Source organism: Streptomyces sp. NPDC002784, from assembly GCF_053592135.1.
Genome location: NZ_JBSFVD010000027.1, coordinates 32661 through 54170 on the forward strand (window position 1 = coordinate 32661; position 21510 = coordinate 54170).

Here is a 21510-nt window from a genome sequence, read left to right on the forward strand (position 1 = left end):
GGGGGCATGACAGATCAGTGGCCAGGGCCGTCCCGTGGAGATGTGTGAGGGGTCAGAATCGTTTCTGTGACCCTTCCGTTCTTCGTCTACGGCACGCTGCGGCCCGGCGGGCCGAACCACGACCTCTTCCTGCGCGGCCGCACGCTGACGGAGGAGCCGGCGGCCCTCAACGGGGCGTGGCTCTACGACGGACCCGGATATCCCTACGTCGTCGAGGCGCCCGGCGGACGGGTCCACGGCGAGCTGATCACGGCGCGCCCCGACGCATACCCGGACCTCCTGAGGGCCCTGGACAGGCTGGAGGACTACACGCCGGGGGGATCGCGCAACCTCTACGAGCGCGTCGAGCGAGAGGTGCGCACCGCCTCACGTCCGGTGCGGGCGTGGGTGTACGTGGCCGCGCCCGCCGTGGCGGCACGGCTGCGCGCCCACGGCAGGCTCATCGACGGCGGCGACTGGGCCGTACGCCTATAGCGAGTCCTCCACCGCCTCCACCCGCACCGCGCACACCTTGAACTCCGGCATGCGGGAGGTCGGGTCGAGCGCCGGGTTGGTGAGGGTGTTCGCGCGGCCCTCGCCCGGCCAGTGGAACGGCATGAACACCGTGTCGGGGCGGATGGCGGTGGTGATGCGGGCCGGGGCCACCGCCTGGCCGCGGCGGGAGACCACCGCGAGCGGGTCGCCCTCGGCCGCGCCGAGCCGCGCCGCCAGCCGCGGGTGCAGCTCCACGAAGGGGCCGGGCGCGGCGGCGTTGAGCTCGTCGACCCGGCGGGTCTGGGCGCCCGACTGGTACTGCGAGACCACCCGCCCCGTCGTCAGCAGCACCGGGTACTCCTCGTCCGGTTCCTCGGCCGACGCCCGGTGCGCGACCGGCACGAACCGGGCCCGGCCGTCCTCCGTGGCGAACCGGTCGTGGAAGAGCCGGGGCGTGCCGGGGTGGGCCGGCTCCGGGGCGTCCCCGTCCGCCGGGCACGGCCAGAAGACGCCGTTCTCCTCGATGAGCCTGCGGTAGGTGATGCCGGAGTAGTCGGCGGGACCACCCGCGCTGGCCCGGCGCAGCTCCTCGAAGACCTCCTCGGGGTCGGTCGGGAAACCCTTCTCCACCCCGAGGCGGTCGGCGAGTTCGTGCATGACCTCCAGGTCGCTGCGGATGCCGTCGGGGGGCGTGATCGCCTGCCGGCGCAGCAGCACCCGCCCCTCCAGGTTCGTCGTCGTGCCCGTCTCCTCCGCCCACTGCGTCACCGGCAGCACGACGTCCGCCAGCGCCGCCGTCTCCGACAGCACCACGTCGCAGACGGCAAGGAAGTCCAGGGACTTGATGCGTTCCTCGATGTGCGCGGCGCGCGGCGCGGAGACCACCGGGTTGGAGGCCATCAGCAGCAGCGCGCGAATGTCCGTACCCAGCGCGTCCAGCAGCTCGTAGGCGCTGCGTCCCGGGCCCGGCAGCGAGTCGGGGTCCACGCCCCACACCTCGGCCACGTGCCGCCGGGCCTCGGGGTCCGTCAGCTTGCGGTAGCCGGGCAACTGGTCGGCCTTCTGGCCGTGTTCGCGTCCGCCCTGGCCGTTGCCCTGCCCGGTGAGGCAGCCGTAGCCGGACAGCGGGCGCCCCGCGCGGCCGGTCGCCAGGCACAGGTTGATCCAGGCGCCCACCGTGTCGGTGCCCTTGGACTGCTGTTCCGGGCCCCGGGCGGTGAGCACCATGGCCGCCTCCGGCTCGCAGAACATCCGTACCGCTTCCCGCAGTTCGGGCACGGACACGCCGGTGATCCGCTCGACGTACTCGGGCCAGTGCGCCAGCGCCTCCGCGCGGGCCTCCTCCCAGCCGGTGGTCCGCTCGCGGATGTACTCCTCGTCCGTGCGCCCCTCGGCGACGACCAGGTGCAGCAGCCCGAGCGCGAGGGCGAGGTCGGTGCCGGGGCGGGGCGCCAGGTGCAGGTCGGCCTGCTCGGCGGTCTTCGTGCGGCGCGGGTCGACGACGATCAGGGTGCCGCCGTTCTCGCGCAGCTCGTGGAAGAACCGCAGCGACGGCGGCATCGTCTCCGCGAGATTGGAGCCGACGAGGATCACGCAGCCCGTCTTCGGGATGTCCTCCAGCGGGAACGGCAGCCCGCGGTCCAGGCCGAACGCCTTGATCCCGGCGGCCGCCGCCGAGGACATGCAGAAGCGGCCGTTGTAGTCGATCTGCGAGGTGCCGAGCACCACCCGCGCGAACTTGCCGAGCGTGTACGCCTTCTCGTTCGTCAGACCGCCGCCGCCGAAGACTCCGACCGCGTCCGGGCCGTGCTCCGCCCGCGTGCGGCTCAGCCCCTCGGCGATCCGGTCCAGTGCCTCCTCCCAGGAGGCGGGCACCAGCGTGCCCTCGGAGCGCACCAACGGGGAGGTCAGCCGCACCCGGGAGGAGAGCACCGCCGGCGCCGTACGGCCCTTGCCGCACAGCGCGCCCCGGTTCACCGGGAAGTCCGCCCGCTCACTCAGCTCGACCGTCCCGTCGGGGGCGGGCGTCAGATTCATCCCGCACTGCAGGGCGCAGTACGGACAGTGCGTGGGCGTGGCGGTGTTCTGCATGCCCTCCAGCGTGCTTCGGCCGTGTTACGTGCCGTGACGGCGGATTGTTACGCCGCGTCGACGGCCACCTCCCCGTCGGCCCCCGAGTCCGGTGAGGGACCGTTCACCGGCCGGCCCCGAGCGCCTCCGCGACCCCGGGTTCCGCCGGTCCGAGGAAGGTGGGGTCCGGCCGGAACACCGCGTCCAGCGCGGCCTTGCCCGCCGCGAAGATCTCCCGGGTGCCGCCGTAGTACCAGGTGGCGTCGTGCGCGGCGGCCACCCCGATCCCGTACGACGTCACCCCGGCCGCCTCGCACAGGGCGAGAGCCCGCCGGATGTGGAACCCCTGGCTGATCAGCACCGCCTCGTCCACCCCGAAGATCTTCTTCGCGCGCACGCAGGAGTCCCAGGTGTCGAAGCCCGCGTAGTCGCTGACGATCCGCGCGTCGGGCACCCCGTGCCGGGTCAGATAGGCGCGCATGGCGTCCGGCTCGTCGTAGTCCTCGCGGCTGTTGTCGCCGGTGACCAGGACGACCTTCACCCGCCCGGCGCGGTACAGCTCGGCCGCCGCGTCCAGCCGGTGGGCCAGGTACGGCGACGGCTCGCCCTGCCACAGGCCCGCGCCGAAGACGACGGCCACGTCGGTGCGGGGCGCGTCGGCGAGGGGGCGCAGCCGGTCGCCGGTGGAGACGTACATCCAGGTCATCGGAGTCAGGGCCAGCACACACGCCGCCATCAGCGCCTGCACCAGCCGCCGTTGTGCGGTGCGGGTGCGCGGCAGGCGGATCCTCATGCACCGTAGGACGCCGGGCGCCCGCGCCCGGTTGCGTGACCAAGGTCACTCCCGCCGTCGAAAGCCCAGGTCAGGCCGGTTCACACCGTCGGGGCGCGGACGGTGAACCTACGGAAAAGACCCGTGACCCCCGCGCAACGGCGCGGCAACCTCCGGCCCCCACCATTGGTTCATGACGGCGTCGCCATCACTTCACGACGAGTCCACGTCCCTCGACAGTTCGGCGCATCTCATGAACCGGATCAGCAGCCAGCTCGCCGGCCGGCCCGGCACCGCCGCGCTCGACGGCCGGCGCCGCCCCACCCCGCCCGCACTGGTGGTCGTGGCCCACGGCAGCCGTGACCCGCGAGCCCTGAGCACCGTCCACGCCCTCCTGGAGCGCGTCCGCGAACTCCGCCCGGGCCTGCCCGTACGGCTGGGCCACATCGAACTGAACGAGCCCCTGCTCCCGGACACGCTCGCCGCCCTCGACACGGACGAGGCCGTGCTGGTCCCCCTCCTCCTCAGCCGCGGCTACCACGTGAAACGGGACATCCCCGAGATGGCGGTGCAGTCCGCCGTACGCACGAGCGTGGCCCAGCCGCTGGGGCCGCACCCCCTTCTGGTGGAGGCCCTGTACGACCGCCTGATGGAGGCCGGCTGGGCCCGGACCCCCGGAACGGCCGTGGTCCTGGCGGCGGCGGGCTCCCGCGACGCCGACTCCACGGTGGACACGCAACGCACGGCGGCCGCGCTGTCGGAGCGCCTGGGCGTACCGGTACTCCCCTCCTACGCCACGACGGCCACCCCCACCGTGCCCGACGCCATCAGGCTGCTGACCGCCCGGGGCCACCACCGCACGGCGGTCGCCTCCTGCTTCACGGCCCCCGGCCGCTTCGCGACGGAGTGCGCGACCCAGGCCCCGTGGCTGGCATCGGCCCCCCTGGGCCCCCACCCGGCGATGGCCCGACTCGTCCTCCACCGCTACGACCAGAGCCTGGCGACCCCGGCGGTCAAGGAACGAGCGTTGGCATCGGCTTGAAACCAAGGGCGACCCGGACATACCCAGGGGCGCGGGGAACTGCGCGACCAGCCACAACGAACGCCGCACCCGCCCGAAACGGAACCCGGCAGACGCGCCGGCGCTTAGTGTCGACGCATGGCCCCCGAGAACCACCTCCCACCCCCCGGCTACGACCCGCCCTCCGTGGAACGCTGGTCGAAAGAACCGGACAAGCGCCCGGGCCGCACCGCCTTCCAGCGGGACCGCGCCCGCATCCTCCACTCCTCCGCCCTCAGAAGGCTCGCCGGCAAGACCCAGGTCGTCACCCCGGGCACCCGCAGCCAGATGTGGGACGCCAGCCCCCGCACCCGCCTCACCCACTCCCTGGAGTGCGCCCAGGTAGGCCGGGAGCTGGGCGCGGCCCTCGGCTGCGACCCGGACCTCGTCGAGGCCGCCTGCCTGGCCCACGACCTCGGCCACCCCCCGTTCGGCCACAACGGCGAACAGGCTCTCAACGAATTCGCCCAGGACGTCGGCGGATTCGAGGGCAACGCCCAGTCGCTGAGGCTCCTCACCCGGATCGAGCCCAAGCGGTTCACCCCCCAGGGCTCCGTCGGACTCAACCTCACCCGCGCCACCCTCGACGCCGCCACCAAGTACCCCTGGCCCCGCGGCGCCCACCCCACCGACCCCACGTCCGTGAAGTTCGGCGTCTACGACGACGACCGGCCCGTCTTCGACTGGGTCCGCGAGGGCGCCCCCGGCACCCGCGCCACCTTCGAGGCCCAGGTGATGGACTGGGCCGACGACGTGGCGTACTCCGTGCACGACGTCGAGGACGGCCTGCACGCCGGCCACATCGACCCCAACTGCCTGCACGCCGAACCCGAACGCGAGGCGGTCTTCGCGGTGGCCGTCGGACGGTACGTCCCGGCGGACACCGACCCGGCCGAACTCGCCGCCGCCCTCGACCGGCTCCAGGACCAGGAGTGGTGGCCGCACGGCTACGACGGCACCGCCGCCGCCCAGGCCCGCCTCAAGGACGCCACCAGCCAGCTCATCGGCCGCTTCTGCCTCGCCGCGGAGGGCGCCACCCGCGCCGCCCACGGCTCCGGGCGGCTCACCCGGTACGGCGCCGAACTCGTCGTCCCCCGGGACATCCGGCTGGAGTGCGCGGTCCTGAAGGCCGTCGCCGACCGGTACGTCATGCAGCGGGCCGAGCAGGAGCTGCTGCGGGCCGATCAGCGGATCGTCGTGGCCGAACTGGCCGAGGCGCTGACCGCGCGGGCGCCGGAGGGGCTGGACCCCCAGTTCCGGGCGCTGTTCGACCGGGCGCCCGACGACCGGGAGCGCAAGCGGGTGATCGTGGACCAGATCGCGTCCCTCACCGACGCCTCGGCCCGTTCGCTTCACGTACGCCTTACGGGGCACGCGTGAGAGTGAGGGGGCGTGCGTGACATGCAACGCGCCCGAATGTGACCCTCCGTGGCCTGATCGGGCCACTCCCTCTTCCCCCATCACACTCCGTGCGGGACGCTCCCAAGTGGCGACACCCTTACGAGGAGGCATCAAGTGGTCGACGCGGATCAGACATTCGTCATCGTCGGAGGAGGACTCGCCGGCGCGAAGGCGGCCGAGACGCTGCGCGCGGAGGGCTTCACGGGCCGCGTGATACTGATCTGCGACGAGCGCGACCACCCCTACGAGCGTCCGCCGCTCTCCAAGGGCTATCTGCTCGGCAAGGAGGAGCGCGACAGCGTCTTCGTGCACGAGCCCGGCTGGTACGCGCAGCACGACGTCGAGCTGCACCTCGGGCAGACCGTCGACAGGATCGACCGTACGGCGAAGACGGTCCGCTTCGGCGAGGACGGCACGGTCGTCCACTACGACAAGCTGCTGCTCGCCACCGGCGCCGAGCCCCGGCGCCTGGACATCCCGGGCACCGACCTGGCCGGCGTGCACCATCTGCGCCGGCTCGCGCACGCCGAACGGCTCAAGGGCGTCCTGGCCGCGCTCGGCCGGGACAACGGCCACATCGTGATCGCCGGGGCCGGCTGGATCGGCCTGGAGGTAGCGGCGGCGGCCCGGGAGTACGGCGCCGAGGTCACCGTCGTCGAGCCGGAGCCGACCCCGCTGCACGGCGTCCTCGGCCCGGAGCTCGGCCAGCTCTTCGCCGAGCTGCACCGGGAGCGCGGGGTGCGCTTCCACTTCGGGGCGCGGCTGACGGAGATCATCGGGCAGGACGGCGTGGTGCTGTCCGCGCGCACGGACGACGGCGAGGAACACCCCGCGCACGACGTGCTGGCGGCGATCGGGGCGGCGCCGCGGACCGGCCTCGCGGAGGCGGCGGGCCTGGAGATCGCCGACCGCGCCCACGGCGGCGGACTCCTCGTCGACGAACGGCTGCGCACCTCCGACCCCGACATCTACGCCGCCGGCGACGTCGCGTCCTTCCCGCACCCCCTGTTCGGCACCCGCCTGCGCGTCGAGCACTGGGCCAACGCCCTCAACGGCGGCCCGGCCGCGGCCCGCGCGATGCTCGGCCGGGACGTCGTCCACGACCGGGTGCCCTACTTCTTCTCCGACCAGTACGACCTGGGGATGGAGTACTCCGGCTGGGCGCCCCCCGGCTCCTACGACGAAGTGGTGATCCGAGGGGACGCGGGCAAGCGGGAGTTCATCGCGTTCTGGCTGAAGGAGGGCCGGGTGCTGGCCGGGATGAATGTGAATGTGTGGGACGTCACAGACCCGGTCCAGCGGCTGATCCGCTCCCGGGCCCGGGTGAACACCGAGGCGCTGGCGGACCCGCACACAGCGCTCGAAAGCCTCATCCCTTAGCTGTCGGTCCGTCCCCGTAGAATTCACGCGTGGCAGGACGGATCAATGACGAGGACGTGAAGGCGGTTCGGGACGCGGTCCCGATCGACGCCGTGGTGTCCGAGTACCTCCAGCTGCGCAACGCCGGCGGCGGAAACCTCAAGGGGCTCTGCCCGTTCCACGACGAGAAGTCGCCCTCCTTCCAGGTCAGCCCGAGCAAGGGGCTCTTCCACTGCTTCGGCTGCCAGGAGGGCGGCGACACCATCACGTTCGTGATGAAGGTCGACCACCTCTCCTTCTCCGAGGCGGTCGAGCGCCTCGCCGGCCAGGCCGGCATCACCCTGCGTTACGAGGAGGGCGGCTACAACCCCTCCCACCAGCGCGGCGAGCGGATCCGGCTGGTCGAGGCCCACAAGATCGCCGCCGAGTGGTACGCCGAGCAGCTCGCCGCCAGCCCCGAGGCCGAGACCGGCCGGGTGTTCCTCGCCGAGCGCGGCTTCGACCAGGCCGCCGCCGTCCACTTCGGCGTCGGCTACAGCCCGCAGGGGTGGGACCACCTCACCCGCTATCTGCGCGGCAAGGGCTTCTCCGACAAGGAACTGATCCTCTCCGGCCTCTCCCAGGAGGGCCGCCGCGGCCCCATCGACCGCTTCCGGGGCCGGCTGATGTGGCCCATCCGCGACATCGGCGGCGAGGTCGTCGGCTTCGGCGCGCGCAAGCTGTACGAGGCGGACAACGGCCCGAAGTACCTCAACACCCCCGACACCGCGATCTACCGCAAGAGCCAGGTCCTCTACGGCATCGACCTGGCGAAGAAGGAGATCGCGAAGTCCTCCCGCGCGGTCGTCGTCGAGGGCTACACCGACGTCATGGCCTGCCACCTCGCCGGAGTCCCGACGGCCATCGCGACCTGCGGCACCGCCTTCGGCGGCGACCACATCAAGATCCTGCGCCGGCTGCTGATGGACAACGGCTCGGCCCGGGTGATCTTCACCTTCGACGGTGACGCGGCCGGCCAGAAGGCGGCCCTGCGCGCCTTCGAGGACGACCAGAAGTTCGCCGCCGAGACCTACATCGCCATCGCCCCCGACGGCATGGACCCCTGCGAGCTGCGCCTGGCCAAGGGCGACGAGGCCGTCGCCGACCTGGTCGAACCCCGCACCCCGCTCTTCGAGTTCGCGCTCCGCCAGATCGTCCTGCGCTACGACCTGGACACCCCGGGCGGCCGGGCCGCGGCACTGGACGAGGCCGCGCCCATCGTCGCCCGCATCAAGAACAGCGGCGCCCAGCACGAGGTCGCCGTCCAGCTGGCCGGCATGCTCGGCATCCTCGACACCCAGTTCGTGGTCAAGCGGGTGGCCCAGCTGGCCCGTTGGGCCCGGGACCGCGGCGGCAAGGGCCCGGCCCCGGCGCGCGGCCCGCGACAGCCGTACGACGCCGCCCCCCGGCCCCAGGCGGCGGGCCCGGCGCTCAACCTCCGCAACCCCGTCTACGCCACCGAGCGCGAACTGCTCAAGCTCGCCCTCCAGCGCCCCGAGCTGGTCTCCCCGGCCTTCGACGCGTACGGCATCGACGAGTTCACGGCCGCGCCCTACGCCGCCGTGCGCCAGGCGGTCATGGAGGCGGGCGGCGTCGAGTACGGCGTCCAGGACGCGCAGGACTACCTGGTCCGGGTGCGGGACGCGGCGCCCGACGACGCGGTCCGCGCGATGGTCACCGAGCTGGCCGTCGAGGCGATCATGCGCCGTACCGTCGACGAGAACTACGCGGGCGAACAGCTCGTCACCGTCCGCCGCCGGGCCGTCGAGCGCCGCATCCGTGACGTCCAGTCCCAGATGACCCGGCTCTCCGCGGGCGGGGACCCGGCCCAACTCGCCGCGGTGCAGAACGAACTGTGGGTTCTCCAGCAGTACGACCAGGCCCTGCGGGAGCACGGAGCCGCAGCTCTGTAGCCCTGCCGGCCCTCCCGCGATAACCGCGCGGTCACGGACCGAACGCAAAAAGTCACCGCACGCCCCTCGTGGCGGCGATGTGTCGTACTCCACACTGGGTTCCGGTGCCTGAGTCCTCGGAGCGCGGCCGATCCGTCCCCTACGGGTCCCATACCCCCGCGGTTCCGCTCATCGCGTACGGGACGGACAGCGGCGAGGCCGCCGACTCCGCCCCCGAAGCCGCGCTGCCGCTCTTTTCAGCAGCGATCATCCTGGAGGTCGCCCCCGTGCAGACCCAGACCCTCACCCACACCGACACCGGTACCGCCGGCGGCACGGACGCCGCACCCGACGAGGAGCCCGACGTCCTCGTCGCGGTGCCCCCGCAGAACCGTGCCGCGCACCACCCCGAGACCGAGCCGGAGACCCCGGCCGCCCTCGACGAACCGCCCGAGCCGGTGCGCGCTCCCCGGGCCGACAACAGCGGGCCGTCCTCGGACCTGTTCCGCCAGTACCTGCGGGAGATCGGCCGCATCCCGCTGCTCACGGCCGCCGAGGAGGTCGAACTCGCCCGCCGCGTCGAGGCCGGCCTGTTCGCGGAGGAGAAGCTCAGCAGCACCCCCGACCTGGACAGCCAGCTGGCGCTGGACCTGGACCGGCTGGTGGTGATGGGCCGGATGGCCAAGCGCCGCCTGATCGAGGCGAACCTGCGCCTGGTGGTCTCCGTGGCCAAGCGGTACGTCGGCCGTGGCCTGACCATGCTGGACCTGGTGCAGGAGGGAAACCTGGGCCTGATCCGCGCGGTGGAGAAGTTCGACTACGCCCGCGGCTACAAGTTCTCCACGTACGCCACCTGGTGGATCCGCCAGGCCATGTCCCGGGCCCTGGCCGACCAGGCCCGCACGATCCGCGTCCCGGTCCATGTGGTGGAGCTGATCAACCGGGTGGTCCGGGTGCAGCGCCGCATGCTGCAGGAACGCGGCTACGAGCCGACCCCGGAGGAAGTGGCCGGCCAGCTGGACCTCGCGCCGGAGCGGGTGAGCGAGGTGCTGCGGCTGGCCCAGGAGCCGGTGTCCCTGCACGCCCCGGTGGGCGAGGAGGACGACGTGGCGCTCGGCGACCTCATAGAGGACGGCGACGCGGCGAGCCCGGTGGAATCGGCGGCGTTCCTCCTGCTGCGCGAGCACCTGGAGGCGGTGCTGTCCACGCTGGGCGAGCGCGAACGCAAGGTCGTCCAGCTCCGCTACGGCCTGGCCGACGGGCGCCCCCGCACGCTGGAGGAGATAGGCCGCATCTTCGGCGTGACCAGGGAACGCATCCGCCAGATCGAGTCGAAGACCCTGAACAAACTGCGCGACCACGCCTTCGCGGACCAGCTCAGGGGCTATCTGGACTAGGAGGGGGGCCGCCGGACGGCGGCCCCCCGCACGCTCAGTCCACCTCGGCGACCGCCTCCGCGAACTGGGCCTTGTACAGGCGGGCGTACGCGCCGTCGGCCGCCAGCAGTTCGCCGTGGGCGCCCTGTTCCACAATGGAGCCGTTCTCCATCACCAGGATCGTGTCCGCGTCGCGGATCGTCGACAGGCGGTGCGCGATGACGAACGACGTACGGCCGTGCGCGAGTTTCGCCATCGCCTTCTGGATCAGCACCTCGGTACGGGTGTCGACGGAGGACGTCGCCTCGTCCAGCACCAGGATCACCGGATCCGACAGGAACGCCCGGGCGATGGTGATCAGCTGCTTCTCACCGGCACTGACCCCGGAACCCTCGTCGTCGATCACCGTGTCGTAGCCGTCGGGCAGGGTACGGATGAACCGGTCCGCGTGGGCCGCCCTGGCCGCCTCCTCGATCTCGCCCCGGGTGACCTCGCGCGCGGCCCCGTACGCGATGTTCTCCGCGATCGTCCCGCCGAACAGCCAGGTGTCCTGCAGCACCATGCCGATCCCGGTACGCAGTTCGTCCCGGGACATCGTCGCCACGTCCACCCCGTCCAGCGTGATCCGCCCGCCGGAGACCTCGTAGAACCGCATGAGGAGGTTGACCAGCGTGGTCTTCCCGGCGCCGGTCGGGCCGACGATCGCGACCGTCTGCCCGGGCTCCACCGTCAGCGTGAGGTCCTCGATGAGCGGCTTGTCGGGGTCGTAGCGGAAGGACACGCCCTCCAGCGCCACCCGCCCGCGCAGTTCCTCCGGCCGCACCCCCGGCATGGGGTCCGCCGACTGCTCCTCCGCGTCGAGGAGTTCGAAGACCCGCTCGGCGGAGGCGACCCCGGACTGCACCAGGTTCGCCATCGACGCGACCTGCGTGAGCGGCATCGAGAACTGCCGCGAGTACTGGATGAAGGCCTGGACGTCACCGATGGACAGCGAGCCCGAGGCGACCCGCAGACCGCCGACCACCGCCACCAGCACATAGTTGAGGTTCGACACGAACATCATCAGCGGCTGCATGATCCCGCTGTTGAACTGCGCCTTGAACCCGGCCTCGTACAGCGCCTCGTTCTGCTCGGCGAACTGCTGCGCCGACTCGTCCTGCCGCCCGAACACCTTCACCAGGGTGTGCCCGGTGTACATCTCCTCCACGTGCGCGTTGAGCGTGCCGGTGGAGCGCCACTGCTGCACGAAGTGCGGCTGCGAGCGCTTGCCGACCCGGGTGGCGATGTAGAAGGAGAGCGGCACGGTCACCAGCGCGACCAGCGCGAGGATCCACGACACCCAGAACATCATCGCGAGCACCCCGATGATGGTCAGCACCGAGTTGATGAGCTGGCCCATCGACTGCTGGAGGGTCTGCCCGATGTTGTCGATGTCGTTGGTGGCGCGGGACAGCACCTCACCGCGCTGCCGCTTGTCGAAGTACGACAGCGGCAGCCGCCCCAGCTTGACCTGCACGTCCTCGCGCAGCCGGAACATGGTCCGGTTCACGGCCCGGTTCACCAGCCGCGTCGCCACCGCCATCAGCAGCCCGGCGACGGTGAACACGGCGAGCGCGAGCAGCAGCACGTTCCCGACGGCGGTGAAGTCGATGCCCTCGCCCGGCGTGAAGTCGGTACTGCGGAGCATGTCGGCCACGTTGTCGTCGCCCCGGTCCCGTATGTCCTGAAGGACCTGCTCCTTCGTCGCGCCGGGTGTCATCTCCCGTCCGACGATGCCCGCGAAGACCAGGTCGGTGGCCTGGCCGAGGATCTTCGGCCCGACGACCGTCAGACCCACGCTGACCACGACACACAGCAGCAGCACCCAGATGGTGAGCCGCTCCGGCTTGAACTGGGCGACCAGCCGGCGGCCCGACACCTTGAAGTCCAGCGAGCGGTGGTCCGGGCCGGTGCCCGCCATCATCCGCCCCATCGGCCCGGCCATCAGGCGGCCTCCGCTTCCGTCAGCTGGGAGAGCACGATCTCCCGGTACGTCTCGTTGTCCGCCATCAGCTCCTGGTGCCGCCCGGTGCCGACGACCCGGCCCTCGTCGAGCACCACGATCCGGTCGGCGTCCCGGATGGTCGCCACCCGCTGGGCGACGATCACCACGGTCGCCTCGGCGGTCTCCCGGGCCAGCGCGGCGCGCAGGGCCGCGTCGGTGGCGTAGTCGAGCGCCGAGAAGGAGTCGTCGAACAGATAGATCTCCGGGCGCTGCACGAGTGTCCGGGCGATGGCGAGCCGCTGGCGCTGACCACCGGAGACGTTGGTGCCGCCCTGCGCGATCGGCGCGTCGAGCCCGCCTTCCAGCCGCCGCACGAACTCCGTGGCCTGGGCGACCTCCAGCGCGTGCCACAGCTCCTCGTCGGTGGCGTCGGGATTGCCGTAGCGAAGGTTCGTCGCGACGGTCCCGGCGAACAGGTACGGCTTCTGCGGGACCAGGCCGACGGTCCTGGCCAGCACCCGGGGATCGATCGTCGCCACGTCCTCGCCGTCCACCAGGACCCGCCCGTCGGTCGCGTCGAACAGCCGGGGGACCAGACCCAGCAGGGTGGACTTGCCGCTGCCGGTCGAGCCGATCACGGCGGTGGTCTCACCGGGCAGCGCCACCAGGTCGATGCCCTTGAGCACCGGCTCCTCGGCACCCGGGTAGCGGAATCCCGCCCCGCGGATCTCCAGATGGCCGTGTCGGCGCAGCTCCCGCATCGGCGCCACCGGCGGCACCACGCTGGAGTCGGTGTCGAGGACCTCCTGGATCCGTTCGGCGCACACCTCCGCGCGCGGCACCATCATGAACATGAAGGTGGCCATCATCACGGACATCACGATCTGCATCAGGTAGGCGAGGAACGCCGTCAGGTCGCCGATCTGCATGCCGCCGCTGTCGATCCGGTGCGCGCCGAACCACACCACCGCGATCGACGACAGGTTCACCACCGTCATCACGATCGGGAACATCAGCGCGAGCAGGTTCCCGGTGCCCAGCGACATCTCGGTCAGCTCGGTGTTCGCCTTGCGGAAGCGCTGCTGCTCGTACTCGTCGCGGACGAAGGCGCGGATCACGCGGTTGCCGGTGATCTGCTCGCGCAGCACCCGGTTCACCGTGTCCAGACGCACCTGCATGGCCCGGAACAGCGGCCGCATCCGCCGCACGATCAAGGTCACGCAGATGCCCAGCACCGGCACCACGGCGACCAGCACCGCGGACAGCGGCACATCCAGGCCGAGGGCCAGCACGATGCCGCCGACGCACATGATCGGCGCCGAGACCATCAGGGTGAACGTCATCAGGGCCAGCATCTGGACCTGCTGCACGTCATTGGTGGTCCGGGTGATCAGCGAGGGCGCGCCGAAGTGGCCCACCTCGCGCGCGGAGAACGACTGCACCCGGTCGAAGACGGCGGCGCGCACGTCCCGGCCGAGCGCCGCGGCGGTCCGGGCGCCGTAGTACACGGCCCCGATGTTGCAGACGACCTGCACCAGCGAGATGCCGATCATCAGGGCGCCGTAGCTGAGGATGTAGCCGGCGTCGCCGTGGACGACACCGTTGTCGATGATGTCCGCGTTCAGGGTGGGCAGGTAGAGCGTGGCGCAGGTCTGCAGGAACTGGAGCAGCACCAGCAGTGCGATGGGTTTTCGGTAGGGCCTGAGGTAGGTCCGCAGGAGTCGTATGAGCACGCTGTGTCTCTCGGAGTCGGCGGCGGGGCGGTTGGTTGCCCCTGGCCCCTATCGTCGGACACTCAGCCCGCGTTACCCCAACTGATTAACCCAACAAGGGTGCGCTACGGGCGAAAGGCCCCCGGATGGGTCTGCTCGCGCACCGACACGAACTGCTGGCGCACCGCCTGTCCCACCGCCAGCTCCTCGCCGGGCTCCAGCACCTGCGCCGCCGCGCCCCGCCAGGCCGGCGGGTTCCGCACGTCGAGCGTGCCCTGCGAGGTCCCCAGCGCCCAGGCGGCCTGCCGGGCGGCCCCGATCGCCGCGTAGTCGGCGGGCTGCGGTACGACGACCTGGGCGCCGAACAGCGACGGCGCCGAGGCCTGCACCGCGGGCAGCTCGGCGGCGGCCCCCAGCAGGAAGACCCGCCGCACCTCGACCCCCCGGCCGCGCAGGACGTCCAGGGCGTCCGCGAGTCCGCACAGCATGCCCTCGAAGGCGGCCCGCGCCAGATGCTCCGGGCGCATCGCCTCCCGCCTGAGCCCGGCCAGGGTGCCGGCGGTGTGCGGCAGATTCGGGGTCCGCTCGCCCTCCAGATAGGGCAGCAGCACCAGCCCGTGCGACCCCGGCGTCGACTTCATCGCCAGCTCGGACAGGCTTTCCAGATCGGGCAGCCCGAGCAGCTCGGCGGTGCCGCGCAGGGTCCGTACGGCGTTCAGGGTGGTGACGACCGGGAGGTGCATGCCGGTGGCGTCGGCCAGCGCGGTGATCATCCCGGTCGGGTCGTGCAGGGCCTCGGGGTGGACGGCCATCACGGATCCGGAGGCGCCGAGCGAGACGACGGCGTCCCCCAGGCCGATGCCGAGCCCGAAGGCGGCGGCCATCGTCTCACCGGTCCCGGCGGAGATCAGCAGCCCCTCCGGCGTCGTACCGGCCGCCTCGGCGGGGCCGATCACCTCCGGCAGCATGGCCTGGTGACCGAGCGCCAGCTCGATGAGATCGGTGCGGTAGGCGCCGGTGGCCGCGGACCAGTAGCCGGTGCCGGAGGCGCCGCCGCGGTCGGTGGTCCGGCGCACCGGCCGCCCGAGCAGCTGCCACACCAGCCAGTCGTGGGCCTGGAGCAGGACGGCGGTGCGGGCGGCGGCGTCGGGTTCGCTCTTGCTGAGCCAGCGCAGCTTGGTCACCGGCTGCGCGGCCTGCGGCACGCAGCCGACGGCCTGCGCCCACGCCTCCCGCCCGCCGAGCGCGTCGACGAGATCGGCCGCGGCGACCTGGGCCCGCCTGTCGCCGCCGACCATGGCGGGCCGGGTGGTGTTGCCCTGGGAGTCCAGGGGCACGACGGCGTTCTGCTGCGAGGACACGCCGATGGCCTGCACCCCCTCCAGCAGACCGCCACCGGCGGCCTCGCCGAGGGAGAGCAGCCAGGCCTGGGGGTCGACGTCGGACGGCCGCCCCTCGACCGGGTGCGGCGCATACCCCTGCCGGAGCACGGCTCCGGTGTCCGCGTCGCAGACGACGATTCGAGTGAACTCGGGCGAGCTGTCCAACCCGGCGACTATCCCCATGGCGAAAATTCTATGGGTCCCGCGCCGCGCGGGCGGCTACGTGGTGCTGGTGCCCCAGTCGTCCTCGGCCGCGCCGTTCGGATGGCGGTCGCGGAGGTGGCGGACGCGCTGGGTCACCGACTCCGGGACCTTGTCGCCGACCTTGTCGCTGACGGCGTGGTAGGCCTTGCCCGCGTAGACCCTGCCTTGCTGGGCCGCGGTCTCCGCGGTGTTGCGCACCGCCGGGTTCTGCGTTACCTGGCGCGCGGATTTCTTCAGCTGCTCGTAGCGTTCGCGTCCGGCTCGTGTGCCGAGCACGTAACCCAGAGCCAGCCCGACGGCGAACGTGAGCTTGTAGCGCATGGCGGCCAGCCTTCCCTCGTGGGCGGAGTACCGATTGGCGGAGCACCCCCCTGCTTGCGCTAATGTATGTGTCGCAGCGAGCGTCCGCCCCCTGGCGAATACCCAGGTAGCTACGTTCGATGCAACGAGGCATTCCTCCGTAGCTCAATTGGCAGAGCAGCCGGCTGTTAACCGGCAGGTTACTGGTTCGAGTCCAGTCGGGGGAGCTCGGTCCTCCGTAGCTCAATTGGCAGAGCAGCCGGCTGTTAACCGGCAGGTTACTGGTTCGAGTCCAGTCGGGGGAGCAGGTTGAACGAGGGCCCCTTGGGGGTCCTTTTTCATGTCCTGATCCGGTGCCGGGAACCGCGCGGGGCGCGCCGAAGTCCTTCAGGGCATGCGTAGTCGACCATCCGAAGCAGGAGATCGTATGAGCGGCTATGCTGCGGCAGACGGCGCGTACAAATGTGCGCGACACGCCGCTATGGGGCGGTAGCTCAGCCGGTTAGAGCAGCGGACTCATAATCCGTCGGCCGTGGGTTCGAGTCCCACCCGCCCCACCGCGCGCCCCTCGTGCAGAAACGATCTGGCCTGTGGTGCGTGTCTCAGCCCGCGGTGTTGTCGGGGTCCGCGAGAGAGCTCAGGCCCGCGATGATGCACTGGAGGCCGAAGGCGAAGTTGCGGTCGCGGATCTGGGTGGCCGTGCCGATGTCGCGGCCCGCTAGCTCCCGCAGGGAGGCGAACTCGGTCAGGCCGGAGCGGACCGCGTCCGAGACCTCCGCGAAGCCCTCGTCCGGGGAGGCGGCACCGCCGCGCTCCGCGGTCGCCGCGTTCTCGATCATGCGGGTCTCCGCGGTGGCGAAACCGCAGACGTACTCCAGGACCAGCGCAGCGGCGCTGTCGGTCTGATCGGGCGCCAGACCCGAGCCGTTCACCACGCGCAGCGCCGTATCGGTCGTCCGCAGGGCGTTCGGGCCGATGTTGAGGTACTCGCCGATCAGCCGGGCGGCCCACCGGTGGCGGCCGAACATCGTGCGCAGGCTGCCCGCCAGGGCGCGCAGCTGCTCGTCCCAGGAGAGGTCCTCCGCGGGCGCCGCGACCTCTCCGAACACCTCGTCCAGGGCCAGCTCCAGCAGCGCGCCCTTGGTGGCCACATGCCAGTACAGGGACATGTGACCGGCGCCCAGCCGGGCGGCCACCCGGCGCATGGACAGGGCCTGGAGACCTTCGGCGTCGAGGAGTTCGACCGCGGTGCGCACGATGCGGTCCCGGCTCAGTCCCGGTGGGCCGGGCTGCCGTACCGGGGGTGTCAGCCACACGCTCGCGGTCCTCGCCGCACCCCGCTTGCGCTCGGCCACGCCCGGCCCCCCTCGGCATCGGTCCGGCACCTCCGGAACCTGTTCGCAGGCCTGTCATCGTACGGCCGTACGCCGCCCGCCCCGGATCACACCGTGCTGTGCCGGTCGGGGTCCTCCGGGTCGCCGGAGAGCACGGCAGCGACGGGGGTCGGCGGTTCGGTGGGTTCCCGTCCGGCCCAGCCGAGCAGCGCACCGGCCGCGACACCGCCGACCGCCACGGCCAGCGCGCCGAGGAACTGGCTGGTCTCCAGGGCCGAGACGAAGGCGTCGCGGACCTCCTCCGCCCGGCCGCCCGCTTCGGCGAGCGCGGTGGGCAAGGACTCCTCGGCGCCGTCCGGCAGCACGGCGGGCAGCCCCGCGTCGAACCGGGCGACCAGGGCGGCGCCGAGCGCGGCCACGCCCAGACCGGTGCCCAGTTCCTGGAGCGTGCCGTTGACGCCGGACGCGGTACCGGCCCGGGCCGGCGGGATCGCGCTCATCAGGGCCGCGCCGGCGGCGGGGCCCGCGGTGCCCATCGCGAACCCCACCACGATCAGTCCCGGCAGGGTCCAGCCGTAGCCGCTGTCACTGGTGGCGGCGATGGCGCACAGGCCGAGCGCGGCCACCACCATGCTCAGCGCGACGGTCCGGGCGAGGCCGATCCTCTTGCCGAGCGGTGCGCTGGCGGCGCCGCTGCCGATGAGGAGGGCGATGGCGAACGGCACGATCCGCAGGCCGGTTTCGAGCGGCGAGTAGCCGAGGACGAACTGGAGCTGCTGGGTGAGGAGGAAGAGGGAGCCGCCCATGCCGAAGGCGGCGAGCAGGCCGCCGAGTGCCGCGCCGGTGAACCGTCGTTCGGTGAACAGGCTCATGTCCAGCATCGGGTGGGACGTCCGGCGCTCCCACACCGCGAAGACCGCCATGGCGGCGACGGCCACGGCGAGCGGGCCGAGGACCAGCACGTCGGTCCAGCCGTGCTCGGGGGCCGCGATGACCGCCCAGACCAGGGACACCATGCCCAGCACGGACAGCGGCAGGCCGACGAAGTCGGGCCGTTCGCTGTGCGGGTTGCGGGACTCGGGGACCAGCCAGGCGATGGCGACCAGGCCGACGAGCGCGATCGGGACGTTGATCAGGAAGACCGAACCCCACCAGAAGTGGGCCAGCAGGAAGCCGCCGACGACGGGTCCGCCCGCCATGCCGGCCGCGGACACCGCCATCCAGATGCCGATGGCCTTCATGCGCTCCTCGTCTCCGAAGACGTGCATGAGGACCGCGAGGGTGGCCGGCATCAGGAGGGAGGCGCCCAGGCCCATCGTCACCCGGGCCGCGATCAGGGTGCCCACCGAGTCGGCCAGGGCCCCGGTCAGTGAGCCGATGCCGAACAGGGTGAGTCCCGCGAACAGGGCCCGCTTGCGGCCGAAGTGGTCGGCCATGCCCCCGGAGGCGATGAGGAGGCCGGCCAGGGCGAGCGAATAGGCGTTGATCACCCACTGCACATCGGCCGTACTGGCGTCGAGGTCCTCCATGAGGGTGGGGACGGCGACGTTGAGAACGGTGTTGTCGAGCACCGTCGTCAGCAGGGTCAGGCAGAGGACCCCCAGGATCCACCACTTGCGGTCACGTTCGGATGTCGCCATGACTGTGCTCCTTCCGGGCCGGGCTCGTACACCATACGATTGAGTCGTACAGTGGACGAGAGGGTCTGGGTGCGGATTCCGGCCAACCTGGGAAGGTCATCCGTGACGGCCTGGCGCTACGAGAACGGAGACGCATCACGTGGCACGGGAAACCGGGGACGAGAGGGACCGCGCCTGGGTCGGCCGGGCGATCGAGCTGCTGCTGGCCGATCGGGCCGCCGAACCGCCCACGCCGCTGCGCGAGTTCCCGCTCGCCGGGCCGCCGGGCGCGGCGCTGTATCTGAAGGACGAGTCGCGGCGGCCGACAGGCAGCCTGAAGCACGGGCCCGCCCGTGATCTGCTCCTCGACGCTCTGCGGGCCGGTGAAATAGGGCCCGGCACCCCGTTGTTCGAGGCCACCAGCGGCAACATGGCCGTCGCGCAGGCCCACTTCGCGCGCATGCTGGGACTGCCGTACACGGCCGTCGTACCCGGCAGGACGGGGATGGCCAAGCGGCGGCGGATCGAGGAGCGGGGCGGGCGGTGCCATCCCTTCGACCCGCCGCTCGCCGTGTACGACAAGGCGCGCTCCCTCGCCGAGGAGTCCGGCGGTCACTGTCTGGACCATCTGGAACGGGTGGGGGACGCCGTCGACTGGCGCGGGCCGGAGAGTCTCGGGGCGCAGATCCTGGGTGACCTGGCGAAGGCGGGGGAGGCGGCGCCGGTGTGGATCGTGGTCGGGGTCGGCAGCGGGGCGACGTCGGCCGCGGTCGGGAAGCATCTGCGGATGCGGGGGGTGGGGACCAGGCTGGCCGTGGTCGATCCCGAGCACTCGGCGTACTTTCCCGGCTGGGCCGCGGACTTCCCCGGGTACACCACCGGTATGCCCTCCCGTATCGAGGGGATCGGACGGCCGCGTATGGAGCCCGCCTTCGATCCGTCCGTGGTCGATCTGGTCATTCCGGTGCCGGATGTGGCCAGCGTGGCCGCGATGCGGCATCTGCACGCGGTCACCGGGCTGATGGCGGGACCCTCCTCCGGGAGCTGTCTGTGGGGCGCGTTCCACGTTCTGGACCGGATGCGGCGGGACGGGGAACGGGGGGCGGTCGTGATGGTGGTGGGGGATGGCGGGGCCACCTACCGGGACACGTACTACGACGACTCCTGGGTCGCGGCGAAGGGGTGGCGACTGGCCGGCCCGCTCAGCGACATGGAGCGCTTCACGGCTACGGGGACGTGGGACGTCGCCCCGGCGGAGTGAGCCGGGGCGACGTCGGGGCGCCCGGTGCGCCGTCTCGGTGGATCAGGCCGGCTGTGCCGACACCGGCAGGCTCGTCACGCCGAAGATGTCCGGGCGCTGGTGGTAGACCGGGGTGCCCACGGTGATGGTCCGGTAGCGGTCCAGCAGGGCTCGCAGGACTATCGACGACTCCATCCTCGCCAGGGGGGCGCCCAGGCAGAAGTGGATGCCGTGGGAGAAGGTCAGGTGGCCCGCGGGGGTGCGGCGGGGGTCGAAGCGGTCGGGGTGGGTGAACTGACGTTCGTCACGGTTGGCCGACAGGAGCCAGGTGACCACGATGCGGCCGGCCGGCACGTCCACCTCACCGATGCGGGTGTCCTCGCGGGTCAGGCGGTACAGGAAGGACACCGGCGGGCGGTAGCGCAGGACCTCCTCCAGGGCCCCCGGGATCAGTGACGGGTCCTCGCGCATCATCGTCAGGGTGCCCGGGGTCTCGTCGAAGCTGAGCAGCGCGTTGCTCATGAACAGCGTGGTCGTCAGATGCCCGGCGAGCAGCAAGAACGCCGAGAAGTTGACCATCTGTTTGTCGCTGAGCCGTTCTCCGTCGGCCTCCGCCGCCACCAGCCGGGACAACAGGTCGTCCCGGGGGGTCGTACGGCGGTCCTGGACGTGGGCGAGGAGATAGTCCGCCATCTCGTTCAGCTCGGCGGCCCGCGTCTTCGCGTAACCGCCTTCCAGGAACTCACCGGCCGTCACCTCGTCGCTGGGCGGCAGCAGATACTCCGCCCAGCGCCGGAACATCTCCCGGTCCGAGGTCGGGATGCCCAGCAGTTCGGCGATCACCACCACCGGCAGCGGCCCCGACAGCTCCTCCACCAGATCGAACTCCGTGCGCCCGCCGACCGAGTCGAGCAGTTCCTCGGTGACCGCCCGGATCCGCGGTTCCAGACCCGCCACCGTACGCGGGGTGAACGCCTGGCTGATCAGCTTGCGCAGCTGTCCGTGCCGGGGCGGGTCGGTCACGGACAGGGACGCCTCCGCGAAGTTCGGCATTCCCGGCTCCGGCGGCGGCGCGAGGGAGCTGAAGTCGGAGGAGAACACCGCCGGTTCGGACAGTACGCGCAGCGCGTCGGCGTGGGTGAGGACATGGCACGAACCGCTGGCCGGGTCGATCCACACCGGTGCCTCGCGCCGCATCCGCTTCAGCCAGGCGTACAGCTCCCGGCCGTCGCCCACCACGGCCGGCGGGCCCTCCAAGGATGCGCCCTCGGGTGTCGCTGACGTCATCGGAT

Annotated in this window: 16 protein-coding genes and 3 tRNA genes; 10 read left to right on the plus strand and 9 right to left on the minus strand. The window is 71.8% G+C overall.

Translation table 11 applies throughout. The features are described 5' to 3' along the window. The first annotated feature begins 66 nt into the window (after positions 1–66). Positions 67–474 (plus strand): gamma-glutamylcyclotransferase family protein, encoded by a 408-nt coding sequence (locus ACWD1Z_RS31555; protein ID WP_451123329.1) that lies wholly within the window; start codon positions 67–69, stop codon positions 472–474. Here the strand turns inward: ACWD1Z_RS31555 and ACWD1Z_RS31560 are convergent. After that, complete coding sequence (locus tag ACWD1Z_RS31560) at positions 469–2565, minus strand: molybdopterin oxidoreductase family protein (protein ID WP_451123331.1); 2097 nt, start codon at positions 2563–2565, stop codon at positions 469–471. The two genes, ACWD1Z_RS31555 and ACWD1Z_RS31560, sit on opposite strands and share 6 nt — an antisense overlap. A 103-nt stretch (positions 2566–2668) precedes the next feature. After that, entirely contained in the window at positions 2669–3337 is a 669-nt protein-coding gene (locus ACWD1Z_RS31565; RefSeq protein ID WP_451123333.1) for a SanA/YdcF family protein, read from the minus strand. Between the two features lie 172 nt (positions 3338–3509). On the opposite strand from ACWD1Z_RS31565, the gene ACWD1Z_RS31570 reads away from it, so the two are divergent. The 5 genes from ACWD1Z_RS31570 to ACWD1Z_RS31590 all read left to right on the plus strand — a co-directional run bounded on the left by ACWD1Z_RS31570 (position 3510) and on the right by ACWD1Z_RS31590 (position 10464). Continuing rightward, positions 3510–4358, plus strand: coding sequence for a sirohydrochlorin chelatase (locus tag ACWD1Z_RS31570; RefSeq protein ID WP_451123335.1), 849 nt, complete (start codon positions 3510–3512; stop codon positions 4356–4358). 117 nt (positions 4359–4475) lie between these two features. Further along, positions 4476–5756 (plus strand): deoxyguanosinetriphosphate triphosphohydrolase, encoded by a 1281-nt coding sequence (locus ACWD1Z_RS31575; RefSeq protein ID WP_451123337.1) that lies wholly within the window; start codon positions 4476–4478, stop codon positions 5754–5756. Positions 5757–5891: 135 nt separating this feature from the next. After that, a complete protein-coding gene (locus ACWD1Z_RS31580) occupies positions 5892–7157 on the plus strand; it encodes an NAD(P)/FAD-dependent oxidoreductase (RefSeq protein ID WP_451123339.1) in 1266 nt (421 codons plus the stop codon). A 29-nt stretch (positions 7158–7186) separates the two neighbouring features. Beyond that, positions 7187–9088, plus strand: coding sequence for a DNA primase (gene dnaG, locus ACWD1Z_RS31585; RefSeq protein ID WP_451123341.1), 1902 nt, complete (start codon positions 7187–7189; stop codon positions 9086–9088). Between the two features lie 104 nt (positions 9089–9192). Then, positions 9193–10464 (plus strand): RNA polymerase sigma factor, encoded by a 1272-nt coding sequence (locus ACWD1Z_RS31590; protein ID WP_451123343.1) that lies wholly within the window; start codon positions 9193–9195, stop codon positions 10462–10464. Positions 10465–10498: 34 nt separating this feature from the next. Here ACWD1Z_RS31590 and ACWD1Z_RS31595 read toward each other — a convergent pair whose 3' ends face one another. The 4 genes from ACWD1Z_RS31595 to ACWD1Z_RS31610 all read right to left on the minus strand — a co-directional run bounded on the left by ACWD1Z_RS31595 (position 10499) and on the right by ACWD1Z_RS31610 (position 16046). After that, positions 10499–12427, minus strand: coding sequence for an ABC transporter ATP-binding protein (locus ACWD1Z_RS31595; protein WP_451123345.1), 1929 nt, complete (start codon positions 12425–12427; stop codon positions 10499–10501). Next, positions 12427–14160 (minus strand): ABC transporter ATP-binding protein, encoded by a 1734-nt coding sequence (locus ACWD1Z_RS31600; protein WP_451123347.1) that lies wholly within the window; start codon positions 14158–14160, stop codon positions 12427–12429. Before ACWD1Z_RS31600 ends, ACWD1Z_RS31595 begins: the two co-directional genes overlap by 1 nt. A gap of 104 nt (positions 14161–14264) precedes the next feature. Continuing rightward, positions 14265–15704 (minus strand): xylulokinase, encoded by a 1440-nt coding sequence (locus ACWD1Z_RS31605; RefSeq protein ID WP_451123349.1) that lies wholly within the window; start codon positions 15702–15704, stop codon positions 14265–14267. 36 nt (positions 15705–15740) lie between these two features. Continuing rightward, positions 15741–16046 carry a YtxH domain-containing protein gene (locus ACWD1Z_RS31610; RefSeq protein ID WP_451123351.1) on the minus strand — a complete coding sequence of 102 codons (306 nt, stop codon included), beginning with the start codon at positions 16044–16046 and terminating at the stop codon, positions 15741–15743. A gap of 133 nt (positions 16047–16179) precedes the next feature. Between ACWD1Z_RS31610 and ACWD1Z_RS31615 the strand changes: the two genes are divergently transcribed. The 3 genes from ACWD1Z_RS31615 to ACWD1Z_RS31625 all read left to right on the plus strand — a co-directional run bounded on the left by ACWD1Z_RS31615 (position 16180) and on the right by ACWD1Z_RS31625 (position 16582). After that, positions 16180–16252: transfer RNA gene (locus ACWD1Z_RS31615), tRNA-Asn, on the plus strand. 5 nt (positions 16253–16257) lie between these two features. Further along, positions 16258–16330 (plus strand) — tRNA-Asn (locus ACWD1Z_RS31620). A 178-nt stretch (positions 16331–16508) separates the two neighbouring features. Next, positions 16509–16582: transfer RNA gene (locus ACWD1Z_RS31625), tRNA-Ile, on the plus strand. A gap of 45 nt (positions 16583–16627) precedes the next feature. Here the strand turns inward: ACWD1Z_RS31625 and ACWD1Z_RS31630 are convergent. Both ACWD1Z_RS31630 and ACWD1Z_RS31635 read right to left on the minus strand, forming a co-directional pair. Continuing rightward, positions 16628–17380: a TetR/AcrR family transcriptional regulator gene (locus tag ACWD1Z_RS31630; protein WP_451123353.1), complete on the minus strand. Its 753-nt coding sequence runs from the start codon at positions 17378–17380 to the stop codon at positions 16628–16630. Positions 17381–17466: 86 nt separating this feature from the next. Further along, complete coding sequence (locus ACWD1Z_RS31635) at positions 17467–18999, minus strand: DHA2 family efflux MFS transporter permease subunit (protein WP_451123355.1); 1533 nt, start codon at positions 18997–18999, stop codon at positions 17467–17469. A 139-nt stretch (positions 19000–19138) separates the two neighbouring features. Here ACWD1Z_RS31635 and ACWD1Z_RS31640 point away from each other — a divergent pair, with 139 nt between their 5' ends. Further along, entirely contained in the window at positions 19139–20239 is a 1101-nt protein-coding gene (locus ACWD1Z_RS31640; RefSeq protein WP_451123357.1) for a PLP-dependent cysteine synthase family protein, read from the plus strand. A 42-nt stretch (positions 20240–20281) separates the two neighbouring features. Here ACWD1Z_RS31640 and ACWD1Z_RS31645 read toward each other — a convergent pair whose 3' ends face one another. Beyond that, entirely contained in the window at positions 20282–21505 is a 1224-nt protein-coding gene (locus tag ACWD1Z_RS31645) for a cytochrome P450 (RefSeq protein ID WP_451123359.1), read from the minus strand. Positions 21506–21510: the final 5 nt, after the last annotated feature.

Coding starts and splice junctions, on each gene's coding strand:
- ACWD1Z_RS31560 (WP_451123331.1), bottom strand. CDS start 2,565: ATGCAGAACACCGCCACGCCCACGCACTGTCCGTACTGCGCCCTGCAG.
- ACWD1Z_RS31565 (WP_451123333.1), bottom strand. CDS start 3,337: ATGAGGATCCGCCTGCCGCGCACCCGCACCGCACAACGGCGGCTGGTG.
- ACWD1Z_RS31570 (WP_451123335.1), top strand. CDS start 3,510: ATGACGGCGTCGCCATCACTTCACGACGAGTCCACGTCCCTCGACAGT.
- ACWD1Z_RS31575 (WP_451123337.1), top strand. CDS start 4,476: ATGGCCCCCGAGAACCACCTCCCACCCCCCGGCTACGACCCGCCCTCC.
- ACWD1Z_RS31595 (WP_451123345.1), bottom strand. CDS start 12,427: ATGGCCGGGCCGATGGGGCGGATGATGGCGGGCACCGGCCCGGACCAC.
- ACWD1Z_RS31605 (WP_451123349.1), bottom strand. CDS start 15,704: ATGGGGATAGTCGCCGGGTTGGACAGCTCGCCCGAGTTCACTCGAATC.
- ACWD1Z_RS31610 (WP_451123351.1), bottom strand. CDS start 16,046: ATGCGCTACAAGCTCACGTTCGCCGTCGGGCTGGCTCTGGGTTACGTG.
- ACWD1Z_RS31635 (WP_451123355.1), bottom strand. CDS start 18,999: ATGGCGACATCCGAACGTGACCGCAAGTGGTGGATCCTGGGGGTCCTC.
- ACWD1Z_RS31645 (WP_451123359.1), bottom strand. CDS start 21,505: ATGACGTCAGCGACACCCGAGGGCGCATCCTTGGAGGGCCCGCCGGCC.